This is a genomic window from Chloroflexus aurantiacus J-10-fl (assembly GCF_000018865.1).
GTDB classification, from domain to species: domain Bacteria; phylum Chloroflexota; class Chloroflexia; order Chloroflexales; family Chloroflexaceae; genus Chloroflexus; species Chloroflexus aurantiacus.
The window spans coordinates 4042951-4056938 of record NC_010175.1 but is presented as its reverse complement, the minus strand read 5'-3'; the positions used below and the strand labels follow the sequence as shown (position 1 = coordinate 4056938).

Genomic DNA, 13988 nt, shown 5'->3' with positions numbered 1-13988 from the left:
TCTCAGGGTATCACGAATGATAGGAGATTACCAGTCATGATTCTGTCGTTATACGCAGCGAGTCACTCTGACGCACACCCCTCGTGAGGTGTGCGTCAGAGGCGGGCGAACATCTTGCCGATTATCGCACCTACAACGAGGCGGCAACCGTCTCCTGGCGGTAGAACTCCAGGGCATCACCGACTTCGATATCGTTGAAGCCCTCGACAATCAGACCGCACTCGTAGCCGGCAGTCACCTCGCGCACATCATCTTTAAACCGTTTGAGTGACGAGATTTTACCGTCGTGGATCACCACGCCTCGCCGTAGCACACGCACATTCTGACCAGTACGGGTGATCTTTCCATCGGAAACGTAGACACCGGCGACGACCTCACGGGTTGGCAAGCGGAAGGTATTGCGTACCTCGGCATAGCCTTCGACCACCTCTTTGACAGTGGGGGCCAGCATACCGGCCATCGCCTTCTTCAGATCATCCTGCAACTGATAGATGATATTGTAGAAGCGAATATCGATCCCGTGCTGCTCGGCGTGGCGACGCGCTGCCGGGTCGGGGCGCGCATTAAAGCCGATGATGATCGCGTGACTGGCCAGGGCCAGGTTGACATCACCCTCAGTAATTGCTCCTACGCCGCGATGGATGATGCGGGTCTGTACGGCCTGCTGCGACTGGTTCAACTGCTCGATCAAATGGGCAATAGCATCGAGCGAACCCTGGACATCGGCTTTCAGGATCAGGTTCAACTCTTTCACCTGGCCCTGTTTCACCTTGCCGAACAACTCTTCGAGGCTGGTACCGCGCGCAGCAGCGGCCATAACCTCTGCCCGTTGCTGGCGTTGACGTTGCAGAGCAATTTCACGGGCTACAACCAGGTCATCCATGACCTGCAAAATATCACCAGCCTGTGGCACACCTTCCAGACCAACAATCTCTACCGGTGTAGACGGTTCGGCATGGCGCAGACGTTTGCCACTATCACTGAACATCGACTTGATCTTACCGGCCACGCATCCCACCAGAACATTATCCTCCAGATGGAGCGTTCCATTCTGGATCAAGACAGTCGCCACCGGGCCGCGGCTCTTATCGAGTTTGGCCTCAATGATGGTGCCCACAGCGGGAGCGTTTGGATTGGCGCGCAGATCTTCGAGATCGGCAACCAGCAAGATCATCTCTAGCAAACCGTCAATATTGATTTTCTGGCGTGCCGAAACGTGAACACAAGGCACATTTCCGCCGTACTCTTCAACAATCACTCCAACGTTTGCCAACTGCTGCTTGATCCGATCAGGGTTGGCCGTGGGCAGATCAATCTTATTAATCGCCACAATCATCGGCACACCGGCAGCCTTCACGTGCGCAATCGCCTCTTCGGTTTGCGGTTTCACACCGTCATCGGCAGCCACCACCAGCACCACAATGTCCGTCACCTGAGCACCACGGGCACGCATTGCGGTAAATGCTTCGTGACCCGGCGTATCCAGGAAGGTGATCTTGCGGTGATTAACCTCAATCTGATACGCGCCAATATGCTGCGTAATGCCACCGGCCTCACCCTCGGCGACACGGGTTGAGCGGATCGCATCGAGCAGCTTGGTCTTACCGTGGTCAACGTGACCCATAATGGTCACCACCGGTGGTCGTGGCCGCATCTCTTCGGGTGGCTGTGCCCGCAAAACCTCTTTGACATCTTCAACGATACCGGCCATCTGCTCAGGCACATCTTCGGTCGTCTCAATGCCAAAGTCGGCCATAATCAGTGCAGCGGTTTCATAATCAATTTGCTGATTGATATTCGCCAGCATCCCCGCTTTCAGCATCGCCTTGAGAATATCTGCCGCGCCAATACCGGTCGCTTCCGAAAGTTCACGCACGGTCATTACCGGAGGCAAGGCAACCGGGCCACGCGGGCGCACCACCGGGCGCGCTGCCGGTTGAGGTGGCGGACGGCGCAAGACGTGCTCGCGCTCGCGTTCTTCAGGTTGCTGGCGGCTGCGTGGCTGATTACGTGCTGCGCGTGGATTGTTCCCACCGCGTCCGGTCGGCGGCGTTACCCCGCCACCACCACCACGCGCAACCGGTGGTGTACCGGTACGCGCATTGGCAGCACCACCCTGCCGGGCGCCAGCAGGAGGTGTATTTCGATTAGGAGCCGGTGTAGTCGCCTGATTACGTCCAGCGGAAGCCGGACGACCACTATTGCCGGCTTGATTCCCAGCCGACCGGTTCCCACCGGTCGAAGCATTTGGACTACGTCCTGTACCAGGGTTAGGCGCGCCAACGGCTCGATTACTGCCAGACTGGCCTGTGCTGCGTCCACTGCCTGTGCCCGTACTGCCTGTATCACGTCGTGGTTTATCGCTCATTATCAACTTCCTTTCTGAGGAGAGCAATGGTAAACCGCCATCGATCTCCTGCATTGTTCAGGCACGTGTACGTCAACGGCGCTTAGAGCAGTTGTCTCTTACAGACTAGCCAATCACACGCAGACGAGCCTCTGAATTCTTCGATGCGTGCAAAAGCGTTTACGCAGACGCCGTTGACTCCGTTTCCTGAAGCAACTGTTGCCCCATTGCTTCGATGACTGCCCGATCATCTGGATGCAGTGTCGCAATCTTCAATGCCCGTTCGAGAGCATTGCGACGCAACGCCTGCGCCCAACATAATGGATTGCGACACAGATACGCACCTCGTCCGGGTTGCTTCCCGGTCGGATCGATCACCACGCGCCCATCAGCATTGCGTACCAGCCGAATCAATGCACGTTTGGCATCACTCTGGCGACAAACAATGCACATACGCTTCGGTACGTGCCGTGGACGTGGTGTAGCGGTCTTAGGGTTGGCCGCCATGACCTTACTCCTCATCGGGCACTACCTGTCCACCTTCCAGCAAAATGTAGGAAGCGAACAGGCGGTCATTGTAATAGATAAAAATCTTCTGCGAGGTCGCTCGCACCTGTACCGTCTTACCGACCAGATCGGAACCAAGAGGGCCATAGCGATGGCCACGGTAGCGAATGGTACCATCCGGTTGCACCACTCGTGTCTCTATCGGAGCCATTGCCAGCTCAGCCTCAATCGCCATCTGTTCAGCTTCCGCCTCCGCACGCGCCTCAGCCGCTGCTCGTTCCTCTTCAAGCAGCACCGAGGCACTCTTGATATCGATTCGCCAACCGGTCAGCTTCTCGGCCAGGCGTACATTTTGCCCTTCTTTACCAATTGCCAGTGACAATTGCTTATCGGGCACAATAACCAGGGCGGTGTGCTCGTGATCATTAAGATGAACTTCGACCACCTGAGCCGGCGAAAGTGCGTTGGCAATGTACTCGCGCGGATCAGACGACCACTGCACAACATCGATCTTCTCGCCGTTCAGCTCGTTCACGATATTCTGAATGCGGATACCGCGCATACCGACACACGAACCAACCGGATCGATCCCCTCTTGACGAGCGGCGACGGCGACCTTCGTGCGCAGCCCCGGCTCGCGAGCGATAGACTTAATCTCAACGGCGCCATTGTAGATTTCAGGCACCTCCATCTCGAAGAGACGGAGGATCAAATTCTTATGCGCACGAGAGGCGATCAGGCGTGGCCCTCGCTCATCCTTCTTGACTTCCATCAAATAGACTTTCAGCCGCTGCCCGTGGTAGTAGCGGTCATTCGCTACCTGCTCTTTCGGTGGAATGATGGCTTCGGCTTTCCCAAGTTCAAGAATCACGTTACCGCGCGGGCCGTTATTGCGCTGAACGGTTGCCGTGAGCAATTCCCCTTCGCGATCCTCAAACTCGCTGTAGATGTAATTGCGCTCAATATCCTTGATGCCCTGCAAGACAACTTGCTTGGCGGTTTGAGCAGCAATCCGCCCGAAATCACGCGGGGTACTCTCGACCAGGACTGCCTCGCCGATCTGCGCATCAGGTTTAATGCGGCGAGCCGCTTCGAGATCGATCTCAAAACGCTCATCGTACACTTCATCAACAACCTGTTTCTCAGCGTACACCCGCGCCACACCACTTACCGGATCGAGCTTGACAACCACATCGATAGCCGGCGGATTCGGGCCTAATAAACGTCGATACGCACTCACCAATGCCCGTTCCATCACATCGATGATGGCCTCTTTTGGAATACCGCGCTCGGATGCAATCTGAGTAATTGCCGCGTAAAAATCGCTTTTCATCGCTGTAACTCGCCTGATAATAAGAAAAGTGGGTTCAACCCACTTTCCACCCGAACAACGCAGACTGCTGCGATAAGCCACTACACAGAGGCAGCGGAAGCGGCTTGTGAATAGCCCTCACAGACGATTCATACGACAACCTTGAACAGCCTGATAAGCTTACCGCCCATACCAACTGCCAGCCAGGTTACAAACCATACGACGGTTGTCTTTGCCTGTAATGGGTTGGTATACCTGTCGCCAGTTTCAACAAAGCATTGACAACCTACTGCTCGTCAGGGTTCGGGCCATGGGCTTAGTACACACTAATACCCTGTGGCTGTACCCTAGCCGTAGACAGTATACAACAGTATCGGCAATTCCGCAAACCTGAATCTGGCCTAAGATGGGGGAGGGAGGAGATAGAAAGTAGGAAATAGGAGATAGGAGATAGATGGGAGAAGGTAGGGGCGAGACGGGAGGAGGTAGGAGAGAGAGGTAGGGGCAAGACGGGGGGAGGTAGGGGCGAGACGGGGGGAGGGAGGAGCGAGAGAGGTAGGAGCGAGACGGGGGGAGGGAGGAGCGAGACGGGAGGAGGGAGGAGCGAGAGAGGGAGGAGCGAGACGGGGGGAGGGAGGAGCGAGAGAGGTAGGGGCGAGACGGGGGGAGGGAGGAGCGAGAGAGGTAGGAGCGAGAGAGGGAGGAGCGAGACGGGGGGAGGGAGGAGCGAGACGGGAGGAGGGAGGAGCGAGAGAGGGAGGAGCGAGACGGGGGGAGGGAGGAGCGAGAGAGGTAGGGGCGAGACAGGAGGAGGGAGGAGCGAGACGGGGGGAGGGAGGAGCGAGAGAGGTAGGGGCGAGACAGGAGGAGGGAGGAGCGAGACGGGGGGAGGTAGGAGCGAGGGAGGTAGGAGCGAGACGGGAGAAGGTAGGAGCGAGACGGTGGGAGGTAGGAGCGAGAGAGGTAGGGGCGAGACAGGAGGAGGGAGGAGCGAGACGGTGGGAGGTAGGAGCGAGAGAGGTAGGGGCGAGACAGGAGGAGGGAGGAGCGAGACGGGAGAAGGTAGGAGCGAGGGAGGTAGGAGCGAGACGGGAGAAGGTAGGAGCGAGACGGTGGGAGGTAGGAGCGAGAGAGGTAGGGGCGAGACGGTGGGAGGTAGGAGCGAGAGAGGTAGGGACGAGACGGTGGGAGGTAGGAGAGAGAAGGTGGGAGGTAAGAGGTAGAATAGAACTTATTTTATAAAAGCTGCTCTGTCGTGCTAGCCGACCACTGTACAGGCGCATGAACGCTTGCCAATCAACAAAGATAAAACTTATTTCATAAAAAGCTGTACTATCGCGCTCTAATAACCATCGCCAGTGCCATCACGTGTTAGATAGGTTGCCTTGTTCGCTCATCATCCGCATGTGGCGTAGTTTGGAGTGCGGCAGCCATGCTGCCGCGCCAGCCGTACACACGATATGGCGCGTGTCACGTCGTTGACCCGGCTGGTTACAATGAGATACCTTCATAGTAGATGTTTTTTGAAACAGGTTCTCGTCGATCCTGCTCCCAGTCTGCCGGTATGGAAGCGAGGATGGTTGCCGACCATCGCCAGTGCCATCACGTGTTAGATAGGTTGCCTTGTTCGCTCATCATCCGCGTGTGGCGTAGTTTGGAGTGCGGCAGCCATGCTGCCGCGCCAGCCGTACACACGATATGGCGCGTGTCACGTCGTTGACCCGGCTGGTTACAATGAGACACCTTCATAGTAGATGTTTTTTGAAACAGGTTCTCGTCGATCCTGCTCCCAGTCTGCCGGTATGGAAGCGAGGATGGTTGCCGGCCATCGCCAGTGCCATCACGTGTTGGATAGGATGCCTTATCCGCCTGGCATGTGCACGGCGTAGCGTGTGGAGTGCGGCAGCCATGCTGCCGCGCCAGCCGTGCTCACAATCTGGCGCGTGTCACGTCGTTGACCCGGCTGGTCACAATGAGACAACTTCATAGTAGATGTTTTTTGAAACAGGTTCTAGTCGATCCTGCTCCCAGTCTGCCGGTATGGAAGCGAGGATGGTTACCGGCCATCGCCAGTGCCATCACGTGTTAGATAGGTTGCCTTGTTCGCTCATCATCCGCGTGTGGCGTCGTTTGGAGTGCGGCAGCCATGCTGCCGCGCCAGCCGTACACACGATATGGCGCGTGTCACGTCGTTGACCTGCTGGTCACGAGGATGCCGGGTGTGATCGTCACGAACATGGAATCGGTCGGTAATGAATAAGATACCTTCTCGTAGATGTTTTTTGAAATAGTTTCTATACTCGCCGGGGCATCAATTGATTGAGGATGGTTTTGAGTTGTCGCCTGATTGATCCTGATAGTAGAACATATGAACTAAAACCATCACCATGAAACACCGAAATGTGGTATAATAAAGCAGAATCGGGCGAGCGAATGAGTACACGCATGCGCCAAACACTTCATATAACCGATGCACTGGCGGTGGGCTATACAGTCATTCACCGTCAGCCTTTTATTCTGCTCTTCTCAATTGGGTTGAGTGTCTATCTCTGGCTTGGCAGTGCAATCACACTGGCGATGCCCTTTTCATACAACCAAAGTGTTGCAGCGCAGTGGATCGGGACATTACACGCCGTTGATGCCCGTACCTTACTGGTTGTAACCAACAGCATTCCCATCCTGGCTCCTGGCCTGGATGCAGTAGTACCACCACCACCCGCTCTGCCGGTGATGGAATTTGCAGGGGTGGTGATGATACTTAACGTGATAACCCTGGCGCTGAGTAGCTGGTTTTTGGTGAGCTTACGCCAGATCATTCTGCGCGAGCGCTTACCCTGGCAGACGGTGTTGCGACGAACGCTTAACGTTGCCCTGCGCCTGAGCATCGTCTTCGTACTGATCGGGTGTGTGATCGCACCAATCGGTGGATTGAGTCTGCTGACAATGCTGCTCATGCCGGCGACGACAACGTTGATCTATTACGGATGGATCGTACTGGTGATCGCCGGCCTGATTGGATTTGGGTTCACGCCAGAAATTATCACCCTGAGTGATGAGCGCCCACTCCAGGCTCTTTACCAAAGCTGGCAATTCGCTCGTCAGCGTTGGTTAGCGATTACCACATTTTTAGCCATCTGTACGGTGATTGAGGTTGGCTTTGCTCAGCTCTGGCGCTCGCTGGCAACCCAACCAGGCTGGCTGGCACCGGCAATCATCGGTAATGCCTGCATTGGCAGTGGCATTCGTGCCGCTCGTTTACAGTTTTATCGCTATCACGCCGCCACGCTATTGCCGGCGTAGGGCGAAACACAATGTGACACTATAAGGAAAACAGACTATGACAAGCGAGACACCGACAACCTACGATGAAAGTCAGATTCAGGTGCTTGAGGGCATGGAAGCCGTGCGCAAGCGCCCCGGTATGTATATTGGCCCAACCGACATCAATGGCCTGCATACGATGGTGCGTGAAGTGGTTGACAATTCGGTCGATGAGGTGATGGCCGGTCGTGCAACCAGCGTGAGCGTTACCATTCATCGTGATGGCTCGGTGACCGTCAGTGATGATGGGTCGGGGATTCCGGTCGGTATTCATCCCAAAGAGGGGATCAGCACGCTGACCCTGGTGATGACGCGCCTGCACGCCGGTGGTAAATTCGGCAGCGGTGGCTATAAGGTTTCGTCTGGCCTGCACGGCGTCGGCGTCTCGGCTGTTAATGCCCTGTCGGCTTATATGCGAGTAGACGTGTATCGCAATGGCCGCCACTACTACCAGGAATATCGGGCCGGTGTGCCGGTCACCGATGTAATCGATCTCGAACCAACCGACCGCCACGGTACGACGACGCGCTTTTTGCCCGACACATCCATCATTCAAACGCTTGACTACAATTTCGATACGCTGGCCCAGCGCTTCCGCGAGATGAGCTATCTCAATAAGGGGTTGCGCTTTAAGTTTGTTGATGAACGGACAAACCGTGAACTCAACTTCTATTTTGAAGGCGGAATCGTTTCCTATGTCCGCCATCTGAACAAGGAAAAGACGGTACTCCATCGTCAACCGTTTTATGTCGAGCGGATTGTTGACGATGTGATGGTTGAGGTGGCGCTCCAGTACACCGATTCGTTCGATACCGATAACGTCTACACTTTTGCCAATAACATCAACAACGCCGATGGTGGATCGCACCTGTCAGGATTTCGCACCGCACTGACCCGTGTCATCAACAATTATGCGCGGGCAAAGGGGCTGTTGAAAGACAACGAAAGCAACCTGACCGGTGATGATGTGCGCGAGGGCTTGACGGCGGTTATCAGCGTTAAGCTGAAAGACCCTCAGTTCTCGTCGCAAACCAAAGAGAAGCTGGTCAGCCCGGAGGCGGCCAGTGCGGTGGCGACGGTGTTCAGCGATGCGTTCAGTGCCTGGCTCGACGAGAATCCCACTGAAGCGCGGCGTATTATCGAAAAAGCTATTTCTGCTGCGCGTACCAGGCTGGCCGTACAGAAGGTACGCGAGACAGCACGCAAGAGCGCAATGGAGGGGTTCTCGCTCCCCGGTAAGCTCGCCGATTGTTCAGACCCCAATCCGGCCCGCTGTGAACTCTACATTGTTGAGGGTGATAGCGCAGGCGGCACGGCGAAACAGGGACGTGACCGGCGCTTTCAGGCGATTTTGCCGTTGCGCGGGAAGATTCTTAATGTCGAAAAGAGTCGGCTTGATCGCATGCTCTCGAATGCCGAGGTGCGTGCGCTAATTACCGCCATCGGTACGTCTATCGGTGATCAGTTTGATCTCAGTAAACTGCGCTATCACCGCATTTTCCTGATGACCGACGCCGATGTTGACGGCAGCCATATCCGCACGCTGCTGTTGACCTTCTTCTTCCGGCATATGCGACCGCTCATTACCAACGGTCATTTGTTCATCGCCCAACCGCCACTCTACCGGATCAAACACGGTCGCGAGCAGGTCTACACCTACTCTGATGCTGAGCGTGATGCGTATCTGAGCAAATTGCCACCCGGTACCAAGGTAGAAATCCAGCGTTACAAAGGGCTGGGTGAAATGAACGCCGAACAGCTCTGGGAGACGACGATGAATCCGCAAAACCGGGTTATTCTTCAGGTGACGCTGGAAGATGCCGCACGCGCCGATGAGACGTTTACGATGTTGATGGGAGACCTGGTGCCACCACGCCGGCGGTTTATTCAAACCCACGCGAACGAGGTGGTTGAGCTGGATATTTGAGAGGATGTTCAGCGGGTACGTGAACGTCGTGTAGGGTTGTTACTGTTGCACCACCGAGCCACAGAGGACCCAGAGGTAGTACACTCTGCCGTGTTCTCTGTGGCTCGGTGGTTTTTGTTGCACTACCAGGGTACGGAGGGCACAGAGGGAACTTTCCAGTACAGGTATTCCATCAAGCGATGGCTGATTGCGTCAATCCCCAACATCTTTTTTGAGGTAGTTTCCAGAGATGAAACTCGCTTCGTGGCTCCTGCGTATATTGCAGCAACAGACCAGGCTTACCCGCAAGTAAGGAGGCAACAGTGACTGCTCCCGACCCATTTTCGTTACCGCCTGCTACACCTGAACCACGCCGACGCAATCTATTACCGATCCTGATCGGTGGTGGCCTGGCAGGCATCTTACTGATTGTGATCGGCGGCGCTGCACTGGCATTTACGCTGTTGACGCAACGGGCCAATAACTTGCCCGAATTATTGCCGGCGGAAACGCAAATATATGCCACGTTCACCCCCAATCTCAGCGATCTCCCCAATATCGAACGCCTGCGGCAGGCATTTCCTGAAACGTTTGACTATCAGGAGAGTGAGACGACTTCGGATCTGCTGGCGGAACGCTTTGGGGTTACATTCGCCGAAGATATTGCCCCATGGATCGGTGCTGAGATGGCACTGGCCCTGTACGGTCTGCCTATCGAAGAGTTGACTAATCTGTCTGGCCTGGAGCCGGCTGATCCGATGAATCCGTTCTCGACACCACTGGATCGGGAAACGAACATTCTCTTGCTGGCAGCGGTACGCGATCAACGGGCTGCGCAGGCTTTTCTCGACAAGCAACGGGCGTTCCGCGAACAGAAAGGCGAACGCTTTACGACAAACACTATCAACAACGTGACGATTTACGCCAGCGAAAGCGATACAACACCGTTTGCAGCGTTTGCCCTGGCCCGGAACACGGTCGTTTTCGCCAATAAGGCCGAGAACATTGCTACGTTGGTGCAACAAGAGAATGACAGTACGCTTGCCCGCAATACATCATTTCAGACAGTAATCCAGGCTCTCCCCGGCGACCGCATGGCAACCATTTATATTTCTGGTGATACTATCGCCCGCCTCACCGATGCGTTGCTTGAGTCGTCCACCGATACGGTACCAACGGCTACCTTAAACGATGCACAGGCTGCGGCCCAGGCTCTGCAAGGAGTAGGGCTAACGATGGCGGTCATTGAGCGGGGTCTGCGCTTCGACGCCGTCTCGGTGTTTGATCAGAATCGGCTGGGGAACGACTTGCGCGAACGGATCGCTCAATTACGGCCTGCCGTTTCGCCAGAACGGGCGGGCGATGTCGATAGTGCGGCACTTGGTGTGTTCAGTTTTCTCATTCCCGAAGACTGGGGGCAGCAATTGCGTGATCAGCTTGCCGCCTCACCCGAAACGGCAAATACGCTCGACGATCTTGAAGCAAGCCTGAACATCGACTTCGAGCGCGATCTGTTTCGCTGGTTCCACGGCGAGGGTGTGATTACTGTGTTACCGCTTGACAGCAACGACCTGCCGGTTGGCGGGTATTTCGCGCTACGAGTTGCCGACCGGTCTGCCGCTGAACAAGGGATGGAGCGGATAAGTGCTTTTGTTGCCGATTCGTTCGGTCTGGTGTTTACCGACACATCACTGGGTCGTACTCAGGTACAGGCGATAGAAGAAGGCGATCTCTTTGTCGGCTACGGCTTCAACGGGAATGATCTGGTGATTGCATTCGGTCGTCAGGCGATGGAGTCGGCATTTGGAGCTGAACAGAAATTGTCAAGCCAGAGCGACTATGCCGACGCGCTGCGGGCATTACCCTCTCCGAACAGCGGTATCCTTCACGTCAACCTCACGGCTGTGCGAGAACTGTACAATCGGGTCGGTACCGATCTGGCCGATCCCGACCTCGAACAACGTCTGGCACCGTTCAAGGCGATCACATCCACCGGTACCGTTGGCCTGGATAATCAGGGCGCTCTTCGCGGAACGTTGTTGTTGAGTATTGGTTCCTGAGCGATCACTATGGAGAAAGACCGGTTCTGAAAACGTCAGTTCGGCACTGCGCTATGTGAAGAAACCACGCATCGGGCCGGCTTATTCCGCGCTGACGGTATGTATGCAGCACAGGCAGCCGCTTGTGCTGCTTCGTTATCCCACACTCACATTATGGTACGATAGACGGGGAGAGGTTCACAGAGGAGTTACAAGCATGACACAACAAGCCCCGCATCGCTACCTTGGCAAAGCGCGTAAATTAGTCGATGGCGTCGAGAAGGTGACCGGTCGTGCCCGTTACGCCGGAGATGTTTCCCTGCCGGGTATGCTGCACGGCAAGCTGGCCCTCAGCCTGTTCGCCCATGCCCGAATTACCCGGATCGATACTGCGGCGGCGCTGAAGATTCCCGGCGTGGTCGCGGTATTGACTGCCGACGATCTACCCACACGCAATCGGCAGCCCTCATCACGACAGACGACAACCCTCGCCAGAGAGGTTGTTCGCTACCGTGGTGAACCGGTTGCGCTGGTTCTGGCCACCAGTCTGGCGGCTGCCGAGGATGGTGTGGCTGCCTTGCAGATCGATTATGAACCGTTGCCGGCACCGGTTACTGCGGAAGCCGCCCTCGATCCGGCGGCACCGGTGATTTGGCCGCAAGGCGCGCCGAAGGCCGACACCGATTTAACTGCGGCCCACGCCGCCGTGGCCCGTGGCGAAGAGCAGAGTGACCACGTCGCCTCGAACATCCATGAACAGAAACGCTTCAGTCGGGGTGATGCCCTGGCGGCGCTCGCCACTGCTGAGGTGGTGGTCGCAGGCACCTATCGAACGGCGATAGTCCACCAGGGCTACCTGGAACCGCACGCCGTAGTCGCCGATATCGAACCGATCCGCAAACACATTACCCTGTACACCAGCACGCAGGGGCAGTTTGGGGTTCGCGATGAAGTCGCTCGTTTGCTTGGACTGCGGACAAGTCAGGTAACGGTGGTACCGATGACGGTCGGCGGTGGGTTTGGCGCCAAATACGGCATTCTCGATCCACTGGCTGCCGCTGCTGCGCTGGCCGTTGGGCGTCCGGTACGGATCGTCCTTGACCGCAGTGAAGACTTTCTGACCACCACCCCCTCACCGGCCAGTACCATCACGATCAAACTGGGGGCAACTCGTGAAGGAGTCCTCACGGCAATAGTGGCCGAGATGGTGATCGACAACGGCGTCTACCCCTTCACGCTGGGCGGCATCATGAGCACGCTACTCGGCGGCTACTACCGCTGCCCCAACGTCCAGATTGATGTGGTTGAAGTCCTCACCCACAAACCCCAGGCCGGCGCATACCGTGCGCCGGGGGCACCGCAAGTTACGTTCGCGCTCGAGTCGAGCATTGACGAGCTGGCTCGCCGTCTGGAGCTTGATCCGCTTGAGCTACGCTTGCGAAACGCAGCGACGACCGGCGACCCGATGGGCAACAACGACCCGTGGCCGTCGATGGGGCTACGGCAGGTGCTGGAAGCCGCGGCCAACCATCCGCTCTGGCGCGAGCGCACACCGGGCAGCGGAGTCGGCCTGGCGATTGGCGGCTGGCCGTGTGGGATGTCACCCGCCGCAGCCGTTTGTCGGGTTGACACCGATGGGATCGTGCGCGTCCACGTCGGCTCGGTTGACATTTCAGGTGTCAACAGCAGCTTCGTGCTGGTGGCGGCGGAGATTCTGGGTGTACCACCCGAACAGGTCGAGATTGTGGCCGGTGATACCCGCAGCGGGCCGTTTGCCGGGCCGAGTGGCGGCAGTCAGATCACGTACAGTGTTGCCGGTGCGGTAGCTGCGGCGGCCCAGGAAGCCCGGCGGCAGCTTCTGGAGGTTGCTGCTGATATGTTGGAAGCCCGCATTGACGATCTCGACCTGCGTGATGGCGCTATCCATGTCCGGGGCTTACCTGGACGCACACTGCCAATTGGCGAGGTTGCCCGGCGTGCTCAGGAACAGCAGGGCGGGCCGGGACCTATTGTCGGTGAAGGACGAACAGCACCCGCCGAAAATGCTCCCGGCTTTGTCGCGCATATTGTGCAGGTCACGGTAGACAACGAAACCGGACGAGTGCAACCGTTGCGGTATGTCGCAATCCAGGATGTCGGGTTTCCGCTCAACCCGCTGATGGTGGAAGGCCAGATTCACGGTGGTGCCGTGCAGGGAATTGGTTGGGGGTTGCACGAAGCACTCCGCTACGACGAAAATGGCGAGCTATTGACGGCCAGTCTTATGGATTACACCCTGCCACGTGCGGCAGATGTGCCGTCGATTGAAACTGTTCTGGTCACCAATCCGGCACCCAACGGGCCGTTTGGCGCACGTGGTGTTGGCGAGCCACCGATCACCGCCGGGGCAGCAGCGCTCGCCAATGCGATTCGCGATGCCACCGGTGCCCGTATCTACGAACTGCCGATGCGCGATGAAGTGGTGTGGCGGGCAATGCAGAAGGGTGTCAACAAGCAATAGTTCCTGAATCTACAAGTGACAAATGATCGGGGTATGGTTGTTCACCATACCCCGAT

Annotated in this window: 7 protein-coding genes; 4 read left to right on the top strand and 3 right to left on the bottom strand. The window is 56.7% G+C overall.

The genetic code is table 11. From position 1 onward, the window contains the following. Window positions 1-130: 130 nt before the first annotated feature. From infB to nusA, 3 genes are all read right to left on the bottom strand, one after another. Window positions 131-2368 (bottom strand): translation initiation factor IF-2, encoded by a 2238-nt coding sequence (infB, locus tag CAUR_RS15865; RefSeq protein WP_012258865.1) that lies wholly within the window; start codon window positions 2366-2368, stop codon window positions 131-133. A gap of 159 nt (window positions 2369-2527) precedes the next feature. Continuing rightward, a complete protein-coding gene (rnpM, locus tag CAUR_RS15860; RefSeq protein WP_012258864.1) occupies window positions 2528-2854 on the bottom strand; it encodes an RNase P modulator RnpM in 327 nt (108 codons plus the stop codon). A gap of 4 nt (window positions 2855-2858) precedes the next feature. Continuing rightward, window positions 2859-4187, bottom strand: coding sequence for a transcription termination factor NusA (gene nusA, locus CAUR_RS15855; protein ID WP_012258863.1), 1329 nt, complete (start codon window positions 4185-4187; stop codon window positions 2859-2861). Window positions 4188-6611: 2424 nt separating this feature from the next. Here nusA and CAUR_RS15850 point away from each other — a divergent pair. From CAUR_RS15850 to CAUR_RS15835, 4 genes are all read left to right on the top strand, one after another. After that, the gene (locus tag CAUR_RS15850; RefSeq protein WP_015909337.1) at window positions 6612-7466 is read left to right on the top strand and encodes a hypothetical protein; all 855 of its coding nucleotides are present in this window, start codon (window positions 6612-6614) and stop codon (window positions 7464-7466) included. A 37-nt stretch (window positions 7467-7503) separates the two neighbouring features. Further along, a complete protein-coding gene (gyrB, locus tag CAUR_RS15845; RefSeq protein WP_012258861.1) occupies window positions 7504-9414 on the top strand; it encodes a DNA topoisomerase (ATP-hydrolyzing) subunit B in 1911 nt (636 codons plus the stop codon). 302 nt (window positions 9415-9716) lie between these two features. Next, window positions 9717-11453: a DUF3352 domain-containing protein gene (locus CAUR_RS15840; protein ID WP_012258860.1), complete on the top strand. Its 1737-nt coding sequence runs from the start codon at window positions 9717-9719 to the stop codon at window positions 11451-11453. Window positions 11454-11649: 196 nt separating this feature from the next. Next, a complete protein-coding gene (locus tag CAUR_RS15835) occupies window positions 11650-13932 on the top strand; it encodes a xanthine dehydrogenase family protein molybdopterin-binding subunit (RefSeq protein ID WP_012258859.1) in 2283 nt (760 codons plus the stop codon). Window positions 13933-13988: the final 56 nt, after the last annotated feature.

Coding starts and splice junctions, on each gene's coding strand:
- CAUR_RS15850 (WP_015909337.1), top strand. CDS start 6,612: ATGCGCCAAACACTTCATATAACCGATGCACTGGCGGTGGGCTATACA.
- nusA (WP_012258863.1), bottom strand. CDS start 4,187: ATGAAAAGCGATTTTTACGCGGCAATTACTCAGATTGCATCCGAGCGC.
- gyrB (WP_012258861.1), top strand. CDS start 7,504: ATGACAAGCGAGACACCGACAACCTACGATGAAAGTCAGATTCAGGTG.
- rnpM (WP_012258864.1), bottom strand. CDS start 2,854: ATGGCGGCCAACCCTAAGACCGCTACACCACGTCCACGGCACGTACCG.
- CAUR_RS15835 (WP_012258859.1), top strand. CDS start 11,650: ATGACACAACAAGCCCCGCATCGCTACCTTGGCAAAGCGCGTAAATTA.
- infB (WP_012258865.1), bottom strand. CDS start 2,368: ATGAGCGATAAACCACGACGTGATACAGGCAGTACGGGCACAGGCAGT.